Genomic DNA, 23,616 nt, shown 5'->3' on the forward strand with positions numbered 1-23,616 from the left:
ACTATACCCAACCTCGCTGCCGAGCGAGACGCACAGCCGTATGCCGGTTCTCCGCACCGAGCTTCGTCGCGGCCGAGGAGAGGTAGTTCCGCACGGTCCCCGGCGACAGCGCGGCCCGCTCGGCGATCTCCGCGACCGGCGCCCCGTCCGCGGCCAGCTCCAGCACCTCCGCCTCCCGCGCGGTCAGCGGCGAGTCCCCGGCGGAGATCGCGTCGGCGGCCAACTCCGGGTCGACATAGCGGTTCCCGGCGTGCACGGTACGGATGATCTCCGCGAGCCGCTGCGCACTGACCGTCTTCGGAACGAATCCCCGCACACCCGCCGCGAGGGCCCTCTTCAGATGTCCGGGCCGCCCGTGACCGGTGACGATCAGCACCTGGCAGCCGGGCAGTTCGGCACGCAGGGCTGTGGCGACCTTCACACCGTCGGCACCCGGCATCTGGAGGTCCAGGACCGCCACATCGGGTGCGTGGGCCCGCGCCATCGCCAGCGCCTCCGGGCCGGTGGCCGCCTCCGCGACGACCAGGAGGTCGTCCTCCAGCGCGAGCAGCGCGGCCAGCGCGCCCCGGATCAGATGCTCGTCGTCGGCGAGCAGCAGTCGTACCGGAGTCGGAGTACTCATGACGCGACCTCACTCACACCGGCCGCACCGGTCACACGCGCCAAGGGCACTTCCGCGACCAGCCTGAACCCGTCCGGCCCGACCGGCCCCGCCTCCAGCGACCCGTCGACCGCCGCCAGCCGTTCCCGCAGCCCGGCGAGCCCCGAACCGCCGCCCTCGCCGGAGCGGACGGCCCCGCCGCTCCCGCCGGGTCCGGCGACCCCGTCGTTCTCGACCGTCAGCACCACAGACCCCTCCCGTGCCCGCAGTCCCACCGCGCACCGCCCCGCGTCCCCGTGCCGCAGCACATTCGTCGTCGCCTCCCGCACCACCCAGCCGAGCGCGGACTGCACCTCGGGGGGCAGCCCGTCGGCGTCCCCGGTGACCTCGCAGTCGATCCCGGCCGCCGTCAACACGCCCTGGGCGCCGAGGAGTTCCACGCCGAGATCGGCCTCCCGGTAGCCCCGTACGACCTCCCGCACCTCCCGCTGGGACTCCTGCGCGATGCGCTGCACCTCGATCATCTGTTCCACCGCCTCCGGCCGCCCGCGCCGGGACAGTTGCACGGCCAGTTCGCTCTTCAGCGAGATGACGGACAGGTTCCGCCCCAGGACGTCGTGCAGGTCCCGCCCGAACCGCAGCCGCTCCTCGGCGACCGCGAGCCGGGCCCGGGTCTCGCGGGCGGCGTCGAGTTCGTAGACGCAGTCGAGCAGCCAGACGGAGAAGAGGCAGGTGGTGGCGAGGGATCCGGCGCCGATGACGACCACGAACGTCATGACCACCACTTCGGCCAGGGGCGCGCCGAACGGGAACGACGTCGCGCTCGCGCCGAACACGGATCCGAGCACGGCCGCGAACACGCGCCGCCGCCTGCGCACACCCAGCGCCAGGGTGCCCGCGCCGAAGGTGAGGACGCCCGCGAAGACCGTTCCGGCGGCGGTTTCCATGCCCGGTCCCCCGGGCCCGTACTTCTTCAGTCCGAGAGCGACGCTCGCGAATACGTAGGTGAGGATGGCGAGCGCCCACAACAGCCGCACCGGTCGCCCGCGCCGCCCGCGCGTCCAGTCCAGCGTCCGGGAGGCGGTCACGCAGCCGGTCACCGCGTGGACGGTGACCATGGCCGTCAGCCAGCCCGCGACGCCCGCGCGCACCTGCCCGAACACCGGCAGCCCGATCGCCGCGACCTCGATCACGCCGAAGAGGTGGAACGACCACCGCGTGTACGTCTCGACCTTCTCCGGCGTGCTCTTGCGCCGCCACCAGCCGGCGGGCCTGCCCGTGTCCGCGGTGCCCCGCATGTCCTGCCCCCCGTAGGTCAGCGCCGCGGTTCCCAGCGGAACCACCGCCCTACAGCAAACACCGCCACCACGGTCCAGGCCAGCGCGGTGGCCAGGGCGCCCAGCACCTCGTACGCGCTCAGCTCGCCGGTCCAGCCGGCGCGGACCAGCCGGATCGCCGGGGACAGCGGGAGGAGTTCGCAGACGGAGGCGAGGCGGTCGGGCAGGATCTCCGTGGGGATCGCCATGCCCGAGCCCATCATGGAGACCAGCACCAGCGGCAGCGCGGTCACCTGGGCGCTCTCGGCGGTCCTGGTGAAGGAGGCGGTGAGCGCCGCGAGCGCGGCGGACAGCACCAGGCCCAGCAGCAGCCCCAGGACTGTCAGGTACGGGGCCTTGGGCGCCCCGGCGTCCAGGAGGGCCGTGCAGGCCGCGGCCAGCAGCAGCGACTGGGCGAGGCCGAGGCCGACCGCGGGCAGGGCGGTGCCGGTGAGGATCTCGACGTCGCCGAGTTCGCCGGTGCGCAGCCGTTTGAGGACCAGTTCCTCGCGGCGGGCGACGTAGGCGCTCACCAGGGAGGTGTACACGGCGAAGAGGAGGGAGAAGCCGACCGCGGCGGTCAGCGTCACCGTGCCGACGGTCAGTCCCTCGGCCTTGAGGTCGATCTGGTCGACCGCCGGCCGCACGGTGAAGGGCAGTGCGAGCGGCATGAGCAGCGCGGTGGTCACCGCCCCCCGGTTGCGGCCGAGCAGGGCGAGTTCGGCGCGGGCGAGGGCACGCAGCCGCCGTGCGGCGGGGGCCAGGGCGCTCATACGGCGACCTCCCGCGCGATCCCCAGGAACGCCTCCTCCAGCGAGGCCGACCGCACGTCCAGCCGGCGCAGTTCCACCCCGGCCCGCTCGGCCCACACCAGCAGTCCGGTCGCCGTGCGCTGGAGTTCACGCGTGCGCAGCCGTACGGACCTGCCGGTCACCTCGTGTCCGCACACCCCCAGCCCGTCGAGCGGGGGCAGGTCCCCGAGGAAGTAGCCCTCGGGCAGGTCGAAGGAGATCCGCGAGGGCCGCCCGGCGGTCACCTCGGCGGGGGTCCCGGCGGCCGCGACGCGCCCCTCGTGCAGGATCGCGAGCCGGTCGGCGAGGCCCTCGGCCTCCTCCAGGTAGTGGGTGGTCAGCAGCACGGTGGTGCCGGTGTCACGCAGCGCCCGCACCAACTCCCAGGTCTCCCGCCGCCCTTCGACGTCCAGGCCGGTCGTCGGCTCGTCCAGGAACAGGACTTCCGGCTCGCCGAGCAGGGCCAGCGCGAGGTCCAGCCGCCGCCGTTCACCCCCGGACAGCTGCTTCACCCGCACCCCGGCCTTCCCGGTCAGCCCGACCAGGCCCAGTGCCTCCCCCTCGGGCCGGGCCCCGCTCGTGCACCCCGCCCACATCCGCGCGGTCTCGGCGACCGTCAGTTCGGAGGGGAAGCCGCCCTCCTGGAGCATCACGCCGGTGCGCGGGCGTACGGCGGCCCGCTCCAGGTAGGGGTCGTGGCCGAGGACACGTACCCGGCCCCCGGCCGGTGCCGCGAGCCCCTCCAGGAGTTCGACCGTCGAGGTCTTGCCGGCGCCGTTGGTGCCGAGCAGGGCGAAAACCTCCCCGCGGGCCACGGAGAAACTGATTCCGCGCACCGCCTCGAACCCGTCCCCGTACACGCGCCGGAGGTCGGTGACCTCGATCACGTGCTCGTGTTCGTCGCTGTTCATGCCTTCAGCGTCCCGGCGGACGGGAGGCGTCGGCAGTGCGCGGTGTCATGGCTCGGCGTGACAAATGTCAGAAGCCTGGAGGGAACGAAAAAGCCCCGGCCATTGACCGGGGCTTCTCACTGGAGCGGACGACGAGGCTCGAACTCGCGACCTCAACCTTGGCAAGGTTGCGCTCTACCAACTGAGCTACGTCCGCACTGCTCCCGACCGGCTCCCACCGATCGGTGCGAGCACCAGCCTACCTGATCCACAAGCTGCTCAGGACCGGCGGTGCAGAGCGGGTGACAGGAATTGCACACTGCGCCTTCCCCCTGGAAGGGGGATGTTCTGCTACTGAACTACACCCGCATGTACTCCGTGGGCTCCAGCCTTTCGGCTTCGCCCCTCGGCGTGCTCCGAACATTAGCTGACCAGCAGGGGGGTTGCGCAAGTCGGCTGCTCCCGGGGGCCGTCCCCCGCGTAACTCGGCTGCTCCCAGGGCCCGCTGACGGACCCTGGGAGCCACCCCTCGCGGGCGTCACTGTGCCGCGCTGAACGCCTCGTAGACCTTCTTGGGGATGCGGCCGCGCGCGGGTACGTCCATCTTGTTCGCCTGGGCCCAGGCGCGGACCGCCGCGGGATCGGGGGCGACCTCCGTCTGGCGGTACGCCTTGCCCGACTTCGACCGCTTGCGGCCGGCCGTCACGTAGGGCTCAAGAGCCTTACGCAGTTTCTTGGCATTGACCTGGTTCAGGTCGATCTCGTACGACTTGCCGTCGAGTCCGAAGGCGATCGTTTCCGCCGCTTCCGAGCCGTCGATGTCGTCAAAGAGAGTGACCACGACCTTCTGCGCCACGAATATCGGTCCCTTCGTGCGACACCCCGCCGGTGATGACGTGCCAAGACGCCCGGGAGATGTCGACTGTCCGCCTGTTATTGGGCAAAGTATCGACTATTGCCAATTCATTTGTACAGTGCCCGGCATTGCAAAGTGAAGCCCGACTAAATCCGTCCGCGTGTCCGAGCGCAATAGGGGTCACGGGTGGATCCCGGAACTTTCCCAGAATTTTTCGCGCCGGTCGCCGTCCGACACCGGATCGTGACAGCCCTCACGTAGGTTCCTACAACTCTACCCGCGTAGAAATTTTGTGCGGGTAGTCTGAAGGAACCTGCTCAGCACCACACACCGGGAGTGCCAGTGGCACGCGTCGTAGTCGACGTCATGCTCAAGCCGGAGATCCTCGACCCCCAGGGCCAGGCGGTGCAGCGCGCACTGCCGCGCCTGGGTTTCGACGGCATCTCCGACGTACGTCAGGGAAAGCGATTCGAACTGGAAGTTGACGGGCCGGTCGACGAGGCCGCGCTCGCCCGCATTCACGATCTTGCCGAATCCTTCCTCGCCAACACCGTGATCGAGGACTTCACCGTCAAGGTGGAGGAAGTCGCGGAGGCCGTGAAGTGACCGCTCGTATTGGCGTCGTCACTTTCCCGGGAAGCCTCGACGACCGGGACACCCAGCGGGCGATCCGTCTCGCGGGTGCCGAACCGGTCGCTCTCTGGCACAAGGACAAGGACCTCAAGCAGGTCGACGCCGTGGTGCTGTGCGGAGGTTTCTCCTACGGCGACTATCTGCGCGCCGGCGCCATCGCCCGCTTCTCGCCGGTGATGGAGCCCCTCATCGAACAGGCGAAGGCCGGTCTGCCGGTCCTCGGCATCTGCAACGGCTTCCAGATCCTCACGGAGGCCCACCTGCTCCCGGGCGCGATGCTCGGCAACGACCACCTCCACTTCATCTGCCGCGACCAGAAGCTGCGGGTGGAGAACGCGGAGACCTCCTGGACCACCGACTACCGCGCGGGCCAGGAGATCCACATTCCGCTGAAGAACATGGACGGCCGGTACGTCGCCGACGAGTACACGCTCGACAAGCTGGAGGCCGAGGGCCGGGTCGCGTTCCGGTACCTCGACTTCAACCCCAATGGCTCCCTCCGGGACATCGCCGGCATCACCAACGAGGCCGGGAACGTCGTGGGCCTGATGCCGCACCCGGAGCACGCCGTCGAGCCCCTCATCGGGTCCGGCCGCACCGACGGCCTCCCCTTCTTCACCTCGATCCTCAAGAAGCTGGTCAACGCATGAGCCGGACGCCTCTGGACACGGTCGAGCACGCGGCCGCGACCCCCGACGTCGAGCTGCCCTGGGCCGAACTCGGCCTGAAGAAGGACGAGTACGAGCGGGTCGTGGAGATCCTCGGCCGCCGCCCGACCGGCGCCGAACTCGCCATGTACTCCGTCATGTGGTCCGAGCACTGCTCGTACAAGTCCTCCAAGGTCCACCTGCGCCAGTTCGGCGAGAAGGCCCCCGAGTCCGACGCCCTCCTCGTCGGCATCGGCGAGAACGCCGGTGTCGTCGACGTCGGCCAGGGCTACGCGGTCACCTTCAAGGTGGAGTCGCACAACCACCCGTCCTACGTCGAGCCCTACCAGGGCGCGGCCACGGGTGTCGGCGGCATCGTCCGCGACATCATCGCGATGGGCGCCCGCCCGGTCGCCGTGGTCGACCCGCTGCGCTTCGGCGCCGCCGACCACCCCGACACCAAGCGCGTCCTCCCCGGTGTCGTCGCGGGCATCGGCGGCTACGGCAACTGCCTGGGCCTGCCCAACATCGGCGGCGAGGTCGTCTTCGACGCCTGCTACCAGGGCAACCCGCTGGTCAACGCCGGTGCCATCGGTGTGATGCGGCACGAGGACATCCACCTCGCGAAGGCGTCCGGAGCCGGCAACAAGGTCATCCTGTACGGGGCCCGTACCGGCGGCGACGGCATCGGCGGCGCGTCGATCCTGGCGTCCGAGACCTTCGACGACGCCAAGCCGTCGAAGCGCCCGGCGGTCCAGGTCGGCGACCCCTTCCAGGAGAAGCTCCTCATCGAGTGCACCCTGGAGGCCTTCAAGGAGAAGCTGGTCGTCGGCATCCAGGACCTCGGCGCGGCCGGCCTGTCCTGCGCCACGTCCGAGCTGGCCTCGAACGGTTCCGGCGGCATGCGCGTCACGCTGGACGACGTACCGCTGCGCGACTCCACGCTCTCGCCCGAGGAGATCCTCATGAGCGAGTCGCAGGAGCGCATGTGTGCGGTCGTGGAGCCGGAGAAGGTCGAGCGGTTCCTGGAGATCTGCGAGAAGTGGGACGTCATCGCCACCGTCATCGGTGAGGTGACCGACGGCGACCGCCTCGAGATCTACTGGCACGGCGGCAAGATCGTCGACGTCGACCCGCGCACGGTCGCGCACGAGGGCCCGGTCTACGAGCGCCCCTACGCCCGCCCGTCCTGGCAGGACGAGCTCCAGGCCGACGACGCGAACAAGCTCCCGCGGCCGGCGACGTCCGAGGAGCTGAAGGACCAGGTCCTCAAGCTGGTCGGGTCGCCGAACCAGGCGTCGAAGAAGTGGATCACCTCGCAGTACGACCACTTCGTGCAGGGCAACACCGTCCTCGCCCAGCCCGAGGACTCCGGCATGATCCGCGTCGACGAGGAGACCGGCCTCGGCGTGGCGATCGCCACCGACGGCAACGGCCGGTACGCCAAGCTCGACCCGTACGCGGGCGCGCAGCTGGCCCTCGCGGAGGCCTACCGCAACGTCGCGACGACCGGCGCCAAGCCGCTCGCGGTCTCCGACTGCCTGAACTTCGGCTCGCCCGAGGACCCGGCGGTGATGTGGCAGTTCGCGGAGGCGGTACGGGGTCTCGCGGACGGCTGTCAGCAGCTCGGCACCCCGGTGACCGGCGGCAACGTCTCGCTCTACAACCAGACGGGCGAGGCGGCCATCCACCCGACGCCCGTGGTCGCGGTCCTCGGCGTGATCGACGACGTCGCGCGCCGCACGCCGGTCGCCTTCCAGGAGGAGGGCCAGCTGCTGTACCTCCTCGGCGACACGCGTGAGGAGTTCGGCGGTTCGGCCTGGTCGCAGGTGGTCCACGACCACCTCGGCGGTCTGCCCCCGAAGGTCGACCTGGAGCGCGAGCGGCTGCTGGCCGAGATCCTGATCTCCGCCTCCCGCGACGGCATGATCGACTCCGCGCACGACCTGTCCGACGGCGGTCTGGTGCAGGCGGTCGTGGAGTCGGCGCTGCTCGGCGGCAAGGGCGCCCGACTGGTCGTCCCCGACGGTCTGGACGCCTTCACCTTCCTCCTCTCCGAGTCCGCGGGCCGCGCGATCGTCGCCGTGCCGCGTTCGGAGGAGGTCCGCTTCAACGACATGTGCGGTGCGCGGGGCCTGCCGGCCACGCGGATCGGTGTCGTGGACGGTGAGACGGTGGAGATCCAGGGCGAGTTCACGCTGTCCCTGGAGGAGCTGCGCGAGGCCCACGAGGGGACCATTCCGGCGCTGCTGGCGTAGGCGCGGTTCGCTGGACGGCCCCATCTGTCTCGGCGGGTGGGGCCGTTGCCCGTGTTCTGTCTCCGCTTCCGTCATCTCGTGGACCGCGGACGGGAAACCGTGTCACTCTTCGGCGACCCCGAGGACGGAGACCGACGATGCTGTTGCGTGATGTCACCGCGGACGACGTGGACGCGTACGTCCGGATGCGCTGCGACCCCGTGATGATGCGGGACCTCGGCGGGCCGTTGCCCAGTGAGGGCATGAAGGACAAGGTGCGCAGGGACGCCGAGGCGGCACTGGCCGACACCTCGTGGATCAAGATGATCGTCCCTGATCCCGGCGCCCCCGAAACGGTCGCGGGCCATGTGTGCGTCTGGTCGCACGAGTCCGGCGAGTCCGGCGAGGAGCCGATGTCGGAGATCGGCTGGATGGTGCTGCCCGAGTTCCAGGGCCGCGGCTTCGCCAAGCTCGCCGCCCGCGCCCTCCTGGAACGGGCCCGGGACGAGGACCGCTGGGGGGACATCCACGCCTTCCCCGCGACGAGCAACGGCCCCTCGAACGGCATCTGCCGATCCCTCGGCTTCCGCCTCCTCGGCGAGACCGACGTCGACTTCGCCGACCGGGTCATCCGCAGCAACCACTGGGTGATCACCCCGAGCTCCGACCTCACCTCCTGACAGCCGCCGCTCAGACCCGGACGGGGTCCACCGCGGGTGACGGTCCGTTTCCCGGGGCCTCGGTCGGGCGGGGCTTCGGCAGGAGGAGGGCCAGGGCCACGCACAGGGCCATCACGCCCGCTCCGCACAGGAACACGGCGTCCATCGCGTCGACGTATGCCGACACGGCCGCCGCCCGTGCCGGGCCCCGCAGGGCGGCCAGGGCGCCGATGTCGCCGGGGCCGTCGTAGAGGCGGCTGAGGAGGGTGCCGAAGAGGGCGGCGCCGAGGGCGGTACCGAGGGTCTGGAAGAAGCGGATGCCGGTGGTGGCGACGCCGAGCTGGTGGTGGGGGGCCGCTTCCTGGACCAGCTGGATGAGCTGGCCGACGAGCTGGCCGAAGCCGATGCCGAAGAGGAGGAGTTCGGCGCGGATCACCCACAGGGACGTGCCGGTGCCGGTCGTGGACAGCAGGAGGAAGGCGGTCGCGGTGACGGCCGCGCCGCCGATGACGAAGGTCCTCTCGGGCCGGCCGCGTTCGGTGAGCCTGCCGACGACCACGCCGACGACCCCCATGCCGGCCGCCATGGGCAGCAGGTAGAGCCCGGCCGAGGAGCTGGCGATGCCGCGCGCGACCTGGAGGTAGACCAGCACGTAGTACATCGCCCCGGCCATGCCCGCGCCGACCAGCCCCTGGATGGCGAAGCCCCAGCGCAGCTCCGGGACGCGGAACATGGACAGCGGCAGGATCGGCTCGGCGGCCGTGACCTGACGCCACAGGAACAGGCCGAGCGCGGCCGCTGCGGCGAGGGTGAGGCCGAGGATCCGCGGTGAGGACCAGGCGTACTGCTTGCCGCCCCACTGCGTGACCAGCAGCAGCGCGGTGGAGAAGACGGCGGCGAGGGCGGCACCGGGGAAGTCGATCGAGTGGCTGCGCGTGTGCCGGGGCAGCTTCAGGACGAGCGCGCCGACGGTCAGGACGGCGAGGCCCAGCGGCAGGTTGACGTAGAAGATCCAGCGCCAGCTCGCGTGGTCGGAGAGCACCCCGCCGATCCAGGGCCCGATCGCCATGCCGCCGCCGGAGACGATCCCGCCCATCCCGGCGCCCTTGCCGTCCTTCTTCGCACCGGGCTCCTTGAGGTGGGCCATCACGACCATGGTCACGCTCATCAGGCCGCCCGCGCCGAGACCCTGCACCGCCCGGGCCGCGATCAGCTGGCCGATGGACTGGGCGGCTCCGCACAGCGCCGAGCCGAGCAGGAAGGTTCCGATGGCGCCGAGGAACACCCGCTTGGCGCCGAGTACGTCGCACAGCCGGCCGTACAGCGGGAGCATCGCGGCCGACGCCAGCGAGAAGGCGCTGATCAGCCAGGGGATTCTGTCGATGCCGTGGTGGGGGTCGAGGTCCCGGACGATCGGGACGGTGGCCGCGGACACGATCTGCATGTCCAGGACGGCCAGGACGATCGTGACGAGGCAGACGAACATACCGATCTTGCGCTGGGTTCCGGTCATGGGCAGCACCATGCCGCAAGTTTATGTACCCGGTCAATGTTTCAGCTCAGATTAAATTTCATCCTGACCTAAATTTCGGCTTGGTACAGTGGCGTCATGGCTGATCAGGTGATGGGTCTGCGCGACCGGAAGAAGATGCAGACGGCTCGGCGGATCTACCGGGTCGCGGTCGAGCTGTTCGTCGAACGGGGATTCGACAACGTCTCCGTGCAGGAGGTCGCCGACGCCGCCGAAGTCTCGAAGATGACCGTCTTCAACTACTTCGGCACCAAGGAAGACCTGATCTTCCGGCCCATGGAGGACCACTTCGGCGACGCGGCCCGCGCGGTCCGCGAGCGCGAACCCGGTGAGTCCGCCGTGGACGCCGTGCGCCGGCAGTTCCTGGAGATGGTCGAGCAGCGCGACCCCTCGGTCGGGCTGAACCCCGAGCCCTTCGCCCGGCAGGTCCGCCAGCTCGTCGTGGAGACCCCGGTCCTGATGGAACGTGCCTTCGTCGCCTCGCAGAAGGGCACCCGGGAGCTGGCCGACCTGCTGGCCGCCGAGACCGGCGACCTGATGTGCGCCACGGTCGCCGCCGCCACGCTCAGCGCCGCCCGCAACGCCCTCGTCGAGGAGCACCACCGCCGTATCGCCGAGGGCGAGAGTCCCGACCAGGTCGCCGCCGACGCGGCTGAACGCGCCCGGCTCGCCTTCGGCCTGATCGAAAACGGCCTGAGCGGTTACGCCGTGAAGCAATAGGCTCCCCGTCATGCCCACGGCCAAGAAGCGCACCCGGACGTACGATCCCGCCAAGACCCGTTCGGCGGTTCTCGGCCAGCTCGCCCACGTGCGGGAAGCCGTCCGCGGGCTCGCCCCCGAGCAGTTGGCGCTCCCCACCCGGCTCGGGGAGTGGACCGTACGGGAACTGGTCGCGCACATCGGCATGGCACTCACGGCCGTCGAGCGTTCCCTCGGTCTGCCGGAACCGGCGAAGCAGGACGCCGTACTGCTCGACTGGCCGTTCGCGACCTCCGCCAACTCCGCGGCCATCGACGAGTTCACCCGGCGGCTCGCCGAACAGCACCCGGATCTCGACACCTACCTCGACGGCGTCGCCCGCGACCTTGCCGAGCAGCTCGACACCCACCCCGGGAGCCGGTTGCTCAAGACCAACGCGGGCGCACTGCCGCTCGCCGACTACCTCGTCACCCGCGCCGTGGAACTCGTCGTCCACACCGACGACCTGAACGCCGCCGTGCCCGGCATCGAGGTGCCGTTCGACCGTCAGGCGCTCGCCGCCACCACCCGGGTCCTCGCCGACGCGCTCGCCGTGAAGGCCCCCGGCGGCTCCACCGAGGTGCGCGTCCCGCCGTACGCCGTCGTGCAGTGCGTCGAAGGCCCCCGGCACACCCGGGGCACCCCGCCCAACGTCGTCGAGACCGACCCGCTGACCTGGATCCGGCTCGCCACCGGCCGACTGGCCTGGAAGGACGCCCTGGCGGAGGCCCGGGTCAGTGCGAGCGGGGAGCGGGCGGACCTCGGGGGCCTGCTGCCGTTGATGTCGTGAGCGGGGTCGGGTGCCGCGGAACCGGGCCGGTGTGAACCCCGTCGAATCGGCATGAACCGGATCAGGAAGCAGCGCATCACCCGGACCGCGGCCGCCGCTTTCGTCCCCCTCGCCGTGGCCTGCGGCACCGAACGGGCGGGCAGCGGCTCGGTGGCGGTCCGGGAACCGGTCACCGGCGTCGACTGGCACGTCACCGGCGTCACCGCCGACGGCACCGCCCTCCGCGCCCCCGCCTCCGCCCGCCTCCGCGTCGACGAGGGCGGCAAGGCGGCCGGAAACCTCGGCTGCAACCAGTTCAGCGCCCGGGCCGCCGTCCACGGCGACCGGATCACCTTCGGGGACCTGCGCACCACCCGGATGGCCTGCGACCGCCCCCGTATGACCTTCGAGCGCACCCTCGCCCGGGTGATCGCCGGCCAGACCCTCACCGCCAGTACCGACCACGGGAAGCTCACCGTCACCAACAGTCACGGCGACCGCGTGCACCTCACCCGCGGCACACCCGAATGATGTGCGACAGCTCACTCATGTACGGGTACGAGAGCCCCGCGACGGCGTCCCACGGCGGGCGCGGAAGCGGAGCCGCTTGCGGCTGCACCGCTCTGACCAGGGGGAACGCAGAAAGCCCCAAGGTGATCGACACCGCCTGCCCGGTTACGGGCACGTATCCCCAATTCGGACCAGTGGTCGACCTCGCCTACACTCGGGAGCGTGCCACGTGGTGACGGTCGACTCAATCACGATCTGCTCCCCGGTGAGAAGGGCCCCCAGGACGCGTGTGGCGTCTTCGGTGTCTGGGCTCCGGGTGAAGAGGTCGCAAAGCTCACGTACTTCGGGCTCTACGCCCTCCAGCACCGGGGTCAGGAATCCGCGGGAATCGCGGTCAGCAACGGCTCCCAGATCCTCGTCTTCAAGGACATGGGCCTCGTCTCCCAGGTCTTCGACGAGACCTCGCTCGGTTCGCTCCAGGGTCACATCGCGGTCGGACACGCCCGCTACTCGACCACTGGCGCCTCCGTGTGGGAGAACGCCCAGCCGACGTTCCGGGCCACCGCGCACGGTTCCATCGCGCTCGGCCACAACGGCAACCTGGTCAACACGGCGCAGCTCGCCGAGATGGTCGCCGACCTGCCCAAGGACACCAACGGGCGTTCCACGCGGGTCGCGGCCACCAACGACACCGACCTGCTCACCGCGCTCCTCGCGGCCCAGGTCGACGACGACGGCAAGCCGCTGACCATCGAGGAAGCCGCCCACGCGGTCCTGCCGAAGGTCCGCGGCGCCTTCTCCCTCGTCTTCATGGACGAGCACACCCTGTACGCCGCCCGCGACCCGCAGGGCATCCGCCCGCTGGTCCTCGGCCGCCTCGAGCGCGGCTGGGTCGTCGCCTCGGAGTCCGCCGCCCTCGACATCTGCGGCGCCAGTTTCGTCCGGGAGATCGAGCCGGGCGAGTTCGTCGCCATCGACGAGAACGGCCTGCGCACCTCCCGGTTCGCGGAAGCGAAGCCCAAGGGCTGTGTCTTCGAGTACGTGTACCTGGCCCGCCCGGACACCGACATCGCCGGCCGCAACGTCTACCTCTCGCGCGTCGAGATGGGCCGCCGCCTGGCGAAGGAGGCCCCGGTAGAGGCCGACCTGGTCATAGCGACCCCGGAGTCCGGCACACCGGCGGCCATCGGCTACGCCGAGGCCAGCGGCATCCCCTTCGGCAGCGGCCTGGTCAAGAACGCCTACGTCGGCCGGACCTTCATCCAGCCCTCGCAGACGATCCGCCAGCTCGGTATCCGGCTGAAGCTGAACCCGCTGAAGGAAGTCATCAAGGGCAAGCGCCTGGTCGTCGTCGACGACTCCATCGTGCGCGGCAACACCCAGCGTGCCCTGGTCCGGATGCTCCGCGAGGCGGGCGCCGCCGAGGTCCACATCCGGATCTCCTCGCCGCCCGTGAAGTGGCCCTGCTTCTTCGGCATCGACTTCGCCACCCGCGCCGAGCTCATCGCCAACGGCATGACCATCGACGAGATCGGCACCTCGCTGGGCGCCGACTCGCTGGCGTACATCTCCATCGACGGCATGATCGAGGCGACCACCATCGCCAAGCCGAACCTGTGCCGCGCCTGCTTCGACGGCGAGTACCCGATGGAGCTCCCGGATCCCGAGCTGCTCGGCAAGCAGCTGCTGGAGACCGAGCTGGCGGCCGGTCCGGCGGCCACGGCCGCGTCCGACGCGATCCGCCGCCCGTAAGCCCCGTCGTACGACACGAAAGTTCTCAAGGTCATGTCTTCCGAGACCAGTAATGCCGTGGGCGGCGCCAGCTACGCGAGCGCGGGCGTCGACATCGAGGCGGGCGACCGCGCGGTGGAGCTCATGAAGGAATGGGTCAAGAAGACCCGGCGCCCCGAGGTCCTCGGCGGCATCGGCGGCTTCGCCGGGCTCTTCGACGCCTCCGCCCTCAAGCGCTACGAACGCCCGCTGCTCGCCTCCGCCACGGACGGCGTCGGCACCAAGGTCGACATCGCCCGGCAGCTGGGCGTGTACGACACCATCGGCCACGACCTGGTCGCCATGGTCATGGACGACATCGTCGTGTGCGGTGCCGAGCCGCTGTTCATGACCGACTACATCTGCGTCGGCAAGGTCCACCCCGAGCGGGTCGCCGCCATCGTCAAGGGCATCGCGGAGGGCTGCGTGCTGGCCGGCTGCGCCCTGGTGGGCGGTGAGACGGCCGAGCACCCGGGTCTGCTGGGCGAGGACGACTTCGACGTCGCGGGCGCCGGTACGGGCGTCGTGGAGGCCGACCGGCTGCTCGGCGCGGATCGCATCCGTAAGGGTGACGCGGTGATCGCCATGGCGGCCTCCGGGCTTCACTCCAACGGGTACTCCCTGGTCCGCCATGTGCTGCTGAAGACCGCGGGCCTCTCGCTCGACTCGCGGATCGAGGAGTTCGGCCGCACGCTGGGCGAGGAACTGCTGGAGCCGACGAAGATCTACTCCCTGGACTGCCTGGCCCTCACCCGGACCGCCGAGGTGCACGCCTTCAGCCACGTCACCGGCGGCGGGCTGGCCGCCAACCTGGCCCGGGTGATCCCGGACACACTGCACGCGACCGTCGACCGCTCCACCTGGACGCCGGGCCCGGTCTTCGACCTCGTCGGCAGGACCGGTGACGTCGAGCGCCTCGAGCTGGAGAAGACCCTCAACATGGGCGTGGGCATGATCGCGATCGTGCCCGAGGAATCGGCGGACGTCGCCCTCGCGACGCTGGCCGACCGCGGGGTCGAAGCCTGGGTGGCGGGCGAGATCACCGACCGTGGCGACAAGGAGACCGGCGCCGAGCTGGTCGGCACGTACTCAGCCTGACGGCGCCGCCGTCCGGACCTGCGGGTAGCACAGAACCCGGTCGGTGGCAGAGCCACCGACCGGGTGAGTGCTCAGTGCAAGGTCAAGCGCCGCGACGGTGTTGTGAAGGACCCTCATCCTCACCCTCGTCGTCGTCCTCATAGAGGTCGGCGTATCGAGAGTAAAGATCGTCCTCGTCATCTTCATCGTCCTCGAACGGCTCGCCGTTCGGCGGCTGGCTCGAAGTCGATGCGCCCAGTTCACTGGCCAGACGTGACAGGTCAGTCCCACCGCTGTTGTACTTCAGCTGGCGGGCGACCTTTGTCTGCTTGGCCTTGGCCCGGCCGCGCCCCATGGCTCGACCCCCTCGGTGACGGGGCTCGACGGCCCCAGAGTCTGACACGCGTTCATGATCCGGAACGGACCCTCCGTGGAGAGCCGGTCCGTAGGGCTTCCACGGTACCTGAGCCCGCGCCCATACGGTACGTCGCCCGCAGCACGCGCGTGTGCACAGGAGCTTCGAGATGCCCCGTCCTTGCTGGTCAGTGGCGATTTTAACCACTTATCCGGGGGCGACCCGCCGACGGAAGTGAGAGTTCTCTCGAAGTTCCCGCCGACGGGTACCGCTCAGCTGTGCGAAGCCCTGCCTTCGGCCATCCGCTGCTCGGCGATCCGGTCGGCCGCGGCGGCCGGCGGAATACCGTCTTCCTTCGCACGTGCGAATATGGCTAGCGTGGTGTCGAAGATCTTCGCCGCCTTCGCCTTGCACCGGTCGAAGTCGAACCCGTGCAGCTCGTCGGCCACCTGGATGACCCCGCCGGCGTTCACCACGTAGTCCGGCGCGTAGAGGATCCCGCGGTCGGCGAGGTCCTTCTCCACGCCCGGGTGGGCGAGCTGGTTGTTGGCGGCGCCGCACACCACCTTGGCGGTCAGCGCGGGCACGCTGTCGTCGTTCAGCGCCCCGCCGAGCGCGCAGGGGGCGTAGATGTCGAGACCCTCGACGCGGATCAGCGCCTGAGTGTCCGCGACGGCCGTGACGCCCTCGGTGTACTGGCCCAGGACGCGCTGTACGGCGTCCGCGCGCACGTCCGTGACCACGACCTCGGCGCCCTCGTCCCGCAGGTGCCGGACCAGGTGGTGCCCGACCTTGCCGACGCCCGCGATGCCGACCCTGCGGCCGCGCAGCGAGGGGTCGCCCCACAGGTGCTGGGCGGAGGCCCGCATGCCCTGGTAGACGCCGAAGGCGGTGAGCACGGAGGAGTCGCCGGCCCCGCCGTTCTCCGGGGAGCGGCCCGTCGTCCAGCGGCACTCGCGCGCCACGACGTCCATGTCGGCCACGTACGTGCCGACGTCGCAGGCGGTGACGTACCGCCCGCCGAGCGAGGCCACGAACCGACCGTAGGCGAGCAGCAGCTCCTCGGTCTTGTGGCGCTCGGGATCGCCGATGATCACGGCCTTGCCGCCGCCGTGGTCGAGACCGGCCATGGCGTTCTTGTACGACATCCCGCGCGCGAGGTTGAGGGCGTCGGCGACGGCCTCCGCCTCGGTCGCGTACGGGTAGAAGCGCGTACCGCCGAGCGCGGGGCCCAGGGCGGTGGAGTGGATGGCGATGACGGCCTTGAGTCCGCTGGCGCGGTCCTGGCAGAGCACGACTTGCTCATGACCGCCCTGGTCCGAGTGGAACAGGGTGTGCAGTACATCAGCAGGTGCGCCGGTTACGTCGGTCACTGTGGTGACTCCTGAAGCGAGTAGCGGCGGTGGTCCTTGAGACCAGCTCCCGTGCGGGTGGCGGGTGCTTGGCATGAGCGTAGAGCCTGTGCCCGCGCGCCATCCGCGCAGTGTTCAGGATCACTCTCCGGTGCCCTTCGCGCACGTATCGGCGTGGCACGATTTGCAGTGGTTCCCGTCCGCGTCGAGGCCTTCTCGTGCGGATCCCGTGCCCGTCCCGCGAGGGTTTCGAGCCGAATCCGGTGGGGAGGGAGCAGGCGTGCCCAAGGTGTCCTCGGTGGTCGTCCCCTACGCCACGTACCTGCGCGTGTACGAACCGCTGGCCGCCTTCCCCGAGCCGGAGCGCGGCCACTGGGCGCGGTACGCCCGGCGTTCCGACCGCCCCTCCTACCAGGACGAGCTCCGCCGCTCCCTGGCCGACCTGCTGCCCACCCCGCCGGTCCCGGTGCCGGTGCACGAGAGCGGCGACGCCTTCGTCCTCGATGTGGACGGCGTGGTCTGCGTCTGCCCCTGGCGGACCCGGCTGCGCGGCTGGCAGGCGCTCGGTGATCTCGCCGAGGAGCTGCCGCCGCCGGTCCTGGACGCGGCGCTGCCCCCGGTCGTACGCCAGCAGGCCGCGCGGGACTACGAGCGCTGGCTCGCCCGCAACCCGGACGCCCGCCCCTGGATCCGCACCGCGACCTGGCAGGTGCCGATCAACTGGTTCGTCCTGGTCTCCGATGCGGAGCGGGAGTACGCCAAGGGCACCGGGGACCCCGGGGCGGCCGGCGCCGAACCGCCCGTGCTGCGCTACCGCACACCCATGGTCCAGGCCCGGCGACGGGTGGCGCGCGGGCTGCGCGCGCTGAAGGACGCCATCGAGGAGGGGCCGCTGATCGACGGCCTGGTGGACGTGGGCCGCTGGCTGGAGGAGTTCCACCCGCGCTCGCTGGTGGAGCTGGACTACGGCGGCCTGGTGCATGTGCTGCCCGCCGGCGAGCTGGAGGGCGACCACTCGGCGGCCGACGTGGCCGAGGGCATCGACGCGCTGCGCCGGGGGGACGGGGCCGCCGCCGGGGAGGCGTACGGGCGGCTCGTGGAGCGCTGGCGGTCGGTGCGGGACAGGCGTTCCGCGAACTGACGGGGCGTAAGTGACGTACGTCACGGCCGATTCCGCGTCGAACAGCGTACGGTAACGCCACCTTGGTGACCTGACGGGACGTTGGTCTCGATCCGGGCGTTTGTTCCGAGGGCGGCACAAGGGTGATGGACCGCACGTACACCACCCTTGCGTCACTTGCCCCCCCTCATGCCAAAATAGGACAAGGAGTCCGGGGAGGGCTCCTCCGTCCACTTGTGCTTGATTGTGGGGGGAAATCTCAGCATTGCACTGCTTTGGGGGGTCTGGTGACTCCTGATCGCCCCTGTGACTGATCGTCACAGAGGCGTGACTGTCCGCTATGGCATGGTCCATCGGCTTCCGTCGCTGATGAACACCTGGGAGGGCAATTCCATCGGTTTGGCCGACGCGGCTGGACAGATGGTGTAGTTGTAGTGCCGAGGACAAGCCGTTCGTCCTATAACCGACTCGACTCGCGTCCGCCATTTCGGGCAACGCGGGTCAAGGTGCAGAATTTAGAGGAAAGAACCGAGAAGGTTCGGTTCTCCCGAGGAGGCCGCTCATGACCGCTCGCACCCCTGATGCCGAGCCGCTGCTGACCCCGGCTGAGGTCGCCACCATGTTCCGTGTCGACCCCAAGACGGTCACGCGGTGGGCGAAGGCCGGCAAGCTCACGTCGATCCGTACGCTCGGCGGGCACCGCCGCTACCGCGAGGCCGAGGTCCGCGCTCTGCTCGCGGGCATCCCGCAGCAGCGCAGCGAGGCCTGAACAACTGAATAACCGGGCACTGCGGCAGGTTCCCCCAACCGGCCGAGGCGCCCGAAACCCTGGCTCCAAGCGACGCGGGACCTGCCCCAACAGGCCCCTCTCCCAAGCCGAACAGAACTTTCTGGGCAAGCGACACAGGGTGCGTCGTAGATCGCGCTGGACTCCGCCGGGTCCAGCGCGATCTTTTTTGTGCGCTGAACCGGGTGTGTGCGGGGTCCCTGTGAGCGGGCTTGTCGGTCTCTGGGGGGCGCTGTCGGATCCGCTGTGGCCGACCCTCCGGGCTGGTGCAATTGCACATATTAAATTGACCAGTTGTAGGAGGTGTGTAAATACCTCGGTTCCGGAAACTCATGCGGTGACACCCGTCACATGCCAGAGTGCTTGTTGCCACTGGCGTATGTGCGCTAACAGTCAAGCCCTGGACGGGTTTTCGTCCTCGGCTGCCTCGTCCGGGGCCTGTGCGCCGCGCGGGGCGGAATCCAGGGCCAAGCGCAGTAAGCGGTGGCAGATCGGGCAGTGGCGCGTGAGATGCCGGTAGGACGTGGCGGCCGACAGGTGCGCCCTGAGCAGCGCCCGCGTCTCGTGCCTGGCCGATGCCGCCATACGCCACCTCCGGAGCCGCTCGGGGGACCGAGCCCTGGTTTCTGGGGTACCGGCGGAATGTGACGCCGTCAAGACCGCCGCGGGGCGCCCGCGTGGCCGCCTGCTGGGGGCTGCCGCCCCCAGGCCCCCGCTTTCGGCCTGAACGGCCTCGTCCTCGAGCGCCGGACGGGCTGAATTACGCCGGCCGGCATCGACAGGGGTGGAGGCGGGCATGAGAGAGGCCCGCGTCCCTTGCGGGATGCGGGCCTCTTCTTGTTGCGGTCCTGACGGGATTTGAACCCGCGGCCTCCACCTTGACAGGGTGGCGAGCACTCCAAACTGCTCCACAGGACCAGGTTTCGCGGCGCTTTTGCTGCGTTGCGCTGCGAGAAGAGACTGTACAGGAGGGTGAGGGTCCTGGTCGAACTCACCCTCCGTACGTGGGCGACTACGGGACAGCCGCGTCGATCGCCTTCACGATCCGCTTGTCCGAGACGGGGTACGCCGTGCCCAGCGCGTGGGCGAAGTAGCTGACCCGGAGCTCCTCGATCATCCAGCGGATGTCCAGGACGGAGGAGGGGACAGGGCGGCCCTGGGGAAGCTGTTCCAGGAGCCAGGCGTACTCGTCCTGCATCTCGTGGACCTTCTGCATGCGCGTGATGTCCCGCTGGACGTTCGTCGGCATCTGCTGGAGCCGCCGGTCCGCGGCCACCAGGTACCGCATGAGGTCGGGCAGGCGCCGAATGCCCGCCCAGGTCACGAAGCCGGGCTTCACGAGGGCGTCCAACTGCTTGCGCACGTCCGTCAGATTGGCCAGCAGGGAAGGGCTGCGCACGGACTTCAGACGCCGCTCACAGGCCTGCCAGGCGGCCAGCACCTGCTGCACCTGGCCCACGGTCCGCACGGTCGTGTCGACGATCTCCGCGCGCACCTTGTCGTAGAGCTTGCGGTACGACTCCTCGTCCCACGCCGGCCCCCCGAAGTCCCCCATCAGCTTGTCCGCCGCCGCCATCGCGCAGTCGTCGAAGAGGGCCTGGATCGAACCGTGGGGGTTCGCGGACAGCCCCAGCTTCTGCGCGTTGGTCAGCTTCTCGGACGCGAACTTCGCCGGGTTCACCGGGATGTTGCGCAGGATGAGGCGGCGGGTGCCCTTCCACATGGCCTCCGCCTGCTCCGCCTCCGTGTCGAAGAGCCGGACCGAGACGGTGTCGCCGTCGTCCACCAGCGCCGGGTACGCCTTCACCGGCTGGCCGGCCCGGCGGGTCTCGAAGACCCGGCTGAGCGTGCCGATGGTCCAGTCGGTGAGGCCCTCGCGCTCCAGGGACTCCCCGCCCTGGCGAGAGGCGGTGGCCGCCGCGGCCTGCGAGATGGCCTGCCTCGCCTTCGGCTTCAGGCGCAGCTTCAGCGCCTGAAGGTCCTTGTCCTCCGCCAGCTTCCGCCGTCGCTCGTCGACGATCCGGAAGGTGATCCTCAGGTGGTCGGGGACCCTCGACCAGTCGAAGTCGTCGGCCTCGAAGGGCACGCCGACCATGAGCCTCAGCTCACGCGCCATGGTCGTGGTGAGGGGCTCGGCGAGCGGCGTCGCCTTCTGAAGGAAGGCCTTCGCGTAGTTCGGCGCGGGCACGTAGTGGCGGCGGATCGGCTTGGGCAGGGAACGGATCAGCTCCGTCACCAGCTCCTCCCGCTGACCCGGGATCTGCCAGTCGAAGCCCTCGTCCGTGACCTGGTTCAGGACCTGGAGGGGGATGTGGACCGTGACACCGTCGGCGTCCGCGCCCGGCTCGAACTGGTACGTGACACGGAACTTGAGCGGGCCCTGGCGCCAGGAGTCCGGGTAGGCGGCCTTGGTGACCGCCTCCGCCGACTCCCGGATGAGCATCTCCCGCTCGAAGTCCAGGAACTCCGGCTGCTCGTGCCGCTTCCGCTTCCACCAGGAGTCGAAGTGGGCGCCGGACACGACGTGTTCCGGCACCCGCTGGTCGTAGAAGTCGAACAGCGTCTCGTCGTCGACCACGATGTCCCGGCGCCGCGCCCGGTGCTCCAGCTCCTCGACCTCGCTGAGGAGCCGGCGGTTGTCGGCGAAGAATTTGTGGTGCGTCCGCCAGTCGCCCTCGACCAGCGCGTTCCGGATGAACAGCTCGCGGCTGACCTCCGGGTCGACACGGCCGTAGTTGACCTTCCGGTCGGCGACGATCGGCACGCCGTACAGCGTGACCTTCTCGTACGCCATCACGGCCGCCTGGTCCTTCTCCCAGTGCGGTTCGCTGTACGTCCGCTTCAGCAGGTGGCCGGCGAGCGGCTCGACCCACTCGGGTTCGATCTTCGCGTTGACCCGGGCCCAGAGCCGGGAGGTCTCCACCAGCTCGGCGGACATGACGAACCGGGGCGTCTTCTTGAACAGCGCCGAGCCCGGGAAAATCGCGAACTTGGCGCTGCGCGCGCCCAGATACTCGTTCTTCGCGCCGTCCTTCACGTCCTTCATGCCGATGTGCGAAAGCAAACCGGCGAGGAGGGAGACGTGGATGCGGTCGCCCGGGGCGTCCTGGTCGTTGAGGTGGATGCCCATCTGCTTGGCGACCGTACGCAGCTGCGTGTAGATGTCCTGCCACTCCCGGATGCGCAGGAAGTTCAGGTACTCCTGCTTGCACATCCGCCTGAAGGAGCTGGATCCCCGTTCCTTCTGCTGCTCGCGTACGTACCGCCACAGGTTGAGGTAGGCGAGGAAGTCGCTGGTCTCGTCCTTGAAGCGGGCGTGCTGCTGGTCGGCCTGGGTCTGTTTGTCGGCGGGGCGTTCGCGCGGGTCCTGGATGGACAGCGCGGCGGCGATCACCATGACCTCGCGGACACAGCCGTTCTTCTCCGCCTCCAGCACCATGCGCGCCAGACGTGGGTCGACGGGCAGCTGGGCGAGCTTGCGGCCGGTGTCCGTCAGACGCTTGCGCGGGTCCTTCTGCGCCGGGTCCAGTGCGTGCAGTTCCTGGAGCAACTGCACGCCGTCGCGGATGTTGCGGTGGTCCGGCGGGTCGATGAAGGGGAACTTCTCGATGTCACCGAGGCCGGCCGCGGTCATCTGGAGGATGACGGAGGCCAGGTTCGTACGGAGGATCTCCGCGTCCGTGAACTCCGGACGGGCGAGGAAGTCGTCCTCGGTGTAGAGGCGGATGCAGATACCGTCGGACGTACGACCGCAGCGGCCCTTGCGCTGGTTGGCGCTGGCCTGCGAGATCGGCTCGATGGGCAGCCGCTGCACCTTCGTGCGGTGGCTGTAGCGGCTGATCCGGGCGAAGCCGGGGTCGATGACGTACTTGATGCCGGGGACGGTCAGGGACGTCTCCGCCACGTTCGTCGCGAGAACGATCCTGCGGCCGGTGTGCTGCTGGAAGACGCGGTGCTGCTCGGCGTGGGAGAGCCGGGCGTACAGGGGCAGGATCTCCGTGAAGCGGTACTGCTTCTTGCTGAGGGCGTCGGCGGTGTCCCGGATCTCCCGCTCACCGGAGAGGAAGACGAGGATGTCGCCCTTACCCTCGGCCATGAGTTCCTCGACGGCGTCGGTGATCGCCGTGATCTGGTCCCGGTCCGCGTCCTCCGAGTCCTCTTCGAGGAGCGGCCGGTAGCGCACCTCCACCGGATACGTCCGGCCGCTGACCTCGATGATCGGCGCGTCGCCGAAGTGCCGGGAGAAGCGCTCGGGGTCGATGGTGGCGGAGGTGATGACGACCTTGAGGTCCGGCCTGCGCGGCAGCAGCTGGGCGAGGTAGCCGAGCAGGAAGTCGATGTTCAGGGACCGCTCGTGGGCCTCGTCGATGATGATCGTGTCGTAGGCGCGCAGCTCGCGGTCGGTCTGGATCTCGGCGAGCAGGATGCCGTCCGTCATCAGCTTGATGAAGGTCGCGTCCGGGTTCACCTGGTCGGTGAAGCGCACCTTCCAGCCGACGGCCTCACCGAGGGGCGTGTCCATCTCCTCGGCGACGCGCTCGGCCACGGTCCGGGCGGCGATCCGCCTGGGCTGGGTGTGGCCGATCATGCCGCGGACGCCGCGCCCCAGTTCGAGACAGATCTTCGGGATCTGGGTGGTCTTACCCGAACCGGTCTCACCGGCGACGATGACGACCTGGTGATCGCGGATGGCGGCCGCGATCTCGTCCTTCTTCTGGCTGACCGGCAGCTGTTCGGGGTAGGTGACGGCGGGCACGTGGGAGCGCCGCTCGTCCATCCGGGCCTCGGCCTTGCCGACCTCCGCCTCGATCTCGGCGAGGACGGCGGCGCGGGCCTCCGGCTTACGGATCTTGCGCGCGCCCTCGAGCCTGCGCCCGAGCCGGTGCGCGTCGCGCAGCGACAGCTCGGTCAGGCGGGGGGCGAGGGTGCCGAGGGCGGGGGCGGGGTGCGTAGACATACGGGGTCCAGGATCTCACC

The 23,616-nt window shown here is 69.9% G+C and carries 21 protein-coding genes and 3 tRNA genes; 11 read left to right on the top strand and 13 right to left on the bottom strand.

Annotation, left to right across the window (positions count from 1 at the left end; all coding sequences use genetic code 11):
• Position 1: 1 nt before the first annotated feature.
• The 7 genes from ACFY01_RS31065 to ACFY01_RS31095 all read right to left on the bottom strand — a co-directional run bounded on the left by ACFY01_RS31065 (position 2) and on the right by ACFY01_RS31095 (position 4,454).
• On the bottom strand, positions 2–622 hold the full coding sequence (locus ACFY01_RS31065) for a response regulator (RefSeq protein ID WP_390739063.1): 621 nt from the start codon (positions 620–622) through the stop codon (positions 2–4).
• On the bottom strand, positions 619–1,935 hold the full coding sequence (locus ACFY01_RS31070) for a sensor histidine kinase (protein WP_390739125.1): 1,317 nt from the start codon (positions 1,933–1,935) through the stop codon (positions 619–621). The genes ACFY01_RS31065 and ACFY01_RS31070 overlap by 4 nt, the downstream gene beginning before the upstream one ends.
• Entirely contained in the window at positions 1,917–2,690 is a 774-nt protein-coding gene (locus ACFY01_RS31075; RefSeq protein WP_390739064.1) for an ABC transporter permease, read from the bottom strand. Before ACFY01_RS31075 ends, ACFY01_RS31070 begins: the two co-directional genes overlap by 19 nt.
• A complete protein-coding gene (locus ACFY01_RS31080) occupies positions 2,687–3,619 on the bottom strand; it encodes an ABC transporter ATP-binding protein (protein WP_390739065.1) in 933 nt (310 codons plus the stop codon). Before ACFY01_RS31080 ends, ACFY01_RS31075 begins: the two co-directional genes overlap by 4 nt.
• Before the next feature lie 120 nt (positions 3,620–3,739).
• Positions 3,740–3,815 (bottom strand) — tRNA-Gly (locus ACFY01_RS31085).
• A gap of 80 nt (positions 3,816–3,895) precedes the next feature.
• Positions 3,896–3,967, bottom strand: a tRNA-Gly gene (locus ACFY01_RS31090).
• 169 nt (positions 3,968–4,136) lie between these two features.
• Positions 4,137–4,454 (bottom strand): Lsr2 family protein, encoded by a 318-nt coding sequence (locus ACFY01_RS31095; protein WP_132855081.1) that lies wholly within the window; start codon positions 4,452–4,454, stop codon positions 4,137–4,139.
• A gap of 342 nt (positions 4,455–4,796) precedes the next feature.
• Between ACFY01_RS31095 and purS the strand changes: the two genes are divergently transcribed.
• From purS to ACFY01_RS31115, 4 genes are all read left to right on the top strand, one after another.
• Entirely contained in the window at positions 4,797–5,060 is a 264-nt protein-coding gene (gene purS / locus ACFY01_RS31100) for a phosphoribosylformylglycinamidine synthase subunit PurS (RefSeq protein WP_062041421.1), read from the top strand.
• Positions 5,057–5,737 carry a phosphoribosylformylglycinamidine synthase subunit PurQ gene (gene purQ / locus ACFY01_RS31105; RefSeq protein ID WP_390739066.1) on the top strand — a complete coding sequence of 227 codons (681 nt, stop codon included), beginning with the start codon at positions 5,057–5,059 and terminating at the stop codon, positions 5,735–5,737. Before purS ends, purQ begins: the two co-directional genes overlap by 4 nt.
• A complete protein-coding gene (gene purL / locus ACFY01_RS31110; protein ID WP_390739067.1) occupies positions 5,734–7,992 on the top strand; it encodes a phosphoribosylformylglycinamidine synthase subunit PurL in 2,259 nt (752 codons plus the stop codon). The genes purQ and purL overlap by 4 nt, the downstream gene beginning before the upstream one ends.
• A 137-nt stretch (positions 7,993–8,129) precedes the next feature.
• Positions 8,130–8,651 (top strand): GNAT family N-acetyltransferase, encoded by a 522-nt coding sequence (locus tag ACFY01_RS31115; RefSeq protein ID WP_390739068.1) that lies wholly within the window; start codon positions 8,130–8,132, stop codon positions 8,649–8,651.
• A 10-nt stretch (positions 8,652–8,661) separates the two neighbouring features.
• Here ACFY01_RS31115 and ACFY01_RS31120 read toward each other — a convergent pair whose 3' ends face one another.
• Positions 8,662–10,143: an MFS transporter gene (locus ACFY01_RS31120; RefSeq protein WP_390739069.1), complete on the bottom strand. Its 1,482-nt coding sequence runs from the start codon at positions 10,141–10,143 to the stop codon at positions 8,662–8,664.
• Between the two features lie 96 nt (positions 10,144–10,239).
• On the opposite strand from ACFY01_RS31120, the gene ACFY01_RS31125 reads away from it, so the two are divergent.
• The 5 genes from ACFY01_RS31125 to purM all read left to right on the top strand — a co-directional run bounded on the left by ACFY01_RS31125 (position 10,240) and on the right by purM (position 15,046).
• Positions 10,240–10,881 (top strand): TetR/AcrR family transcriptional regulator, encoded by a 642-nt coding sequence (locus tag ACFY01_RS31125; RefSeq protein WP_390739070.1) that lies wholly within the window; start codon positions 10,240–10,242, stop codon positions 10,879–10,881.
• Positions 10,882–10,891: 10 nt separating this feature from the next.
• On the top strand, positions 10,892–11,689 hold the full coding sequence (locus ACFY01_RS31130) for a sterol carrier family protein (RefSeq protein WP_390739071.1): 798 nt from the start codon (positions 10,892–10,894) through the stop codon (positions 11,687–11,689).
• A 51-nt stretch (positions 11,690–11,740) separates the two neighbouring features.
• Complete coding sequence (locus ACFY01_RS31135) at positions 11,741–12,199, top strand: META domain-containing protein (RefSeq protein ID WP_390739072.1); 459 nt, start codon at positions 11,741–11,743, stop codon at positions 12,197–12,199.
• 201 nt (positions 12,200–12,400) lie between these two features.
• Complete coding sequence (gene purF / locus ACFY01_RS31140) at positions 12,401–13,930, top strand: amidophosphoribosyltransferase (protein WP_390739073.1); 1,530 nt, start codon at positions 12,401–12,403, stop codon at positions 13,928–13,930.
• 33 nt (positions 13,931–13,963) lie between these two features.
• Positions 13,964–15,046: a phosphoribosylformylglycinamidine cyclo-ligase gene (purM, locus tag ACFY01_RS31145; protein WP_390739074.1), complete on the top strand. Its 1,083-nt coding sequence runs from the start codon at positions 13,964–13,966 to the stop codon at positions 15,044–15,046.
• Positions 15,047–15,128: 82 nt separating this feature from the next.
• Here purM and ACFY01_RS31150 read toward each other — a convergent pair whose 3' ends face one another.
• Together ACFY01_RS31150 and ACFY01_RS31155 are read right to left on the bottom strand one after the other, a co-directional pair.
• Positions 15,129–15,380 (bottom strand): DUF3073 domain-containing protein, encoded by a 252-nt coding sequence (locus ACFY01_RS31150; protein ID WP_390739075.1) that lies wholly within the window; start codon positions 15,378–15,380, stop codon positions 15,129–15,131.
• Between the two features lie 272 nt (positions 15,381–15,652).
• Complete coding sequence (locus ACFY01_RS31155; RefSeq protein ID WP_390739076.1) at positions 15,653–16,753, bottom strand: Leu/Phe/Val dehydrogenase; 1,101 nt, start codon at positions 16,751–16,753, stop codon at positions 15,653–15,655.
• A 259-nt stretch (positions 16,754–17,012) separates the two neighbouring features.
• Here ACFY01_RS31155 and ACFY01_RS31160 point away from each other — a divergent pair, with 259 nt between their 5' ends.
• Together ACFY01_RS31160 and bldC are read left to right on the top strand one after the other, a co-directional pair.
• Complete coding sequence (locus ACFY01_RS31160; protein ID WP_390739077.1) at positions 17,013–17,873, top strand: hypothetical protein; 861 nt, start codon at positions 17,013–17,015, stop codon at positions 17,871–17,873.
• 541 nt (positions 17,874–18,414) lie between these two features.
• A complete protein-coding gene (gene bldC / locus ACFY01_RS31165) occupies positions 18,415–18,621 on the top strand; it encodes a developmental transcriptional regulator BldC (RefSeq protein ID WP_003949541.1) in 207 nt (68 codons plus the stop codon).
• Positions 18,622–19,032: 411 nt separating this feature from the next.
• Here bldC and ACFY01_RS31170 read toward each other — a convergent pair whose 3' ends face one another.
• The 3 genes from ACFY01_RS31170 to hrpA all read right to left on the bottom strand — a co-directional run bounded on the left by ACFY01_RS31170 (position 19,033) and on the right by hrpA (position 23,596).
• Positions 19,033–19,224: a DUF6274 family protein gene (locus tag ACFY01_RS31170; protein WP_390739078.1), complete on the bottom strand. Its 192-nt coding sequence runs from the start codon at positions 19,222–19,224 to the stop codon at positions 19,033–19,035.
• Positions 19,225–19,482: 258 nt separating this feature from the next.
• Positions 19,483–19,557 (bottom strand) — tRNA-Asp (locus ACFY01_RS31175).
• 94 nt (positions 19,558–19,651) lie between these two features.
• A complete protein-coding gene (gene hrpA, locus ACFY01_RS31180; RefSeq protein ID WP_390739079.1) occupies positions 19,652–23,596 on the bottom strand; it encodes an ATP-dependent RNA helicase HrpA in 3,945 nt (1,314 codons plus the stop codon).
• Between the last annotated feature and the right edge of the window lie 20 nt (positions 23,597–23,616).

The organism is Streptomyces sp. NPDC001480 (assembly GCF_042894725.1).
Classification (GTDB): Bacteria; Actinomycetota; Actinomycetes; order Streptomycetales; family Streptomycetaceae; genus Streptomyces.

Excerpts from the sequence above, each read along its gene's own strand:
- ACFY01_RS31065 (WP_390739063.1), bottom strand. The coding sequence starts at position 622 with ATGAGTACTCCGACTCCGGTACGACTGCTGCTCGCCGACGACGAGCAT.
- ACFY01_RS31075 (WP_390739064.1), bottom strand. The coding sequence starts at position 2,690 with ATGAGCGCCCTGGCCCCCGCCGCACGGCGGCTGCGTGCCCTCGCCCGC.
- ACFY01_RS31080 (WP_390739065.1), bottom strand. The coding sequence starts at position 3,619 with ATGAACAGCGACGAACACGAGCACGTGATCGAGGTCACCGACCTCCGG.
- purL (WP_390739067.1), top strand. The coding sequence starts at position 5,734 with ATGAGCCGGACGCCTCTGGACACGGTCGAGCACGCGGCCGCGACCCCC.
- ACFY01_RS31115 (WP_390739068.1), top strand. The coding sequence starts at position 8,130 with ATGCTGTTGCGTGATGTCACCGCGGACGACGTGGACGCGTACGTCCGG.
- ACFY01_RS31120 (WP_390739069.1), bottom strand. The coding sequence starts at position 10,143 with ATGACCGGAACCCAGCGCAAGATCGGTATGTTCGTCTGCCTCGTCACG.
- ACFY01_RS31125 (WP_390739070.1), top strand. The coding sequence starts at position 10,240 with ATGGCTGATCAGGTGATGGGTCTGCGCGACCGGAAGAAGATGCAGACG.
- ACFY01_RS31130 (WP_390739071.1), top strand. The coding sequence starts at position 10,892 with ATGCCCACGGCCAAGAAGCGCACCCGGACGTACGATCCCGCCAAGACC.
- ACFY01_RS31135 (WP_390739072.1), top strand. The coding sequence starts at position 11,741 with ATGAACCGGATCAGGAAGCAGCGCATCACCCGGACCGCGGCCGCCGCT.
- purM (WP_390739074.1), top strand. The coding sequence starts at position 13,964 with ATGTCTTCCGAGACCAGTAATGCCGTGGGCGGCGCCAGCTACGCGAGC.
- ACFY01_RS31150 (WP_390739075.1), bottom strand. The coding sequence starts at position 15,380 with ATGGGGCGCGGCCGGGCCAAGGCCAAGCAGACAAAGGTCGCCCGCCAG.
- bldC (WP_003949541.1), top strand. The coding sequence starts at position 18,415 with ATGACCGCTCGCACCCCTGATGCCGAGCCGCTGCTGACCCCGGCTGAG.
- ACFY01_RS31170 (WP_390739078.1), bottom strand. The coding sequence starts at position 19,224 with ATGGCGGCATCGGCCAGGCACGAGACGCGGGCGCTGCTCAGGGCGCAC.
- hrpA (WP_390739079.1), bottom strand. The coding sequence starts at position 23,596 with ATGTCTACGCACCCCGCCCCCGCCCTCGGCACCCTCGCCCCCCGCCTG.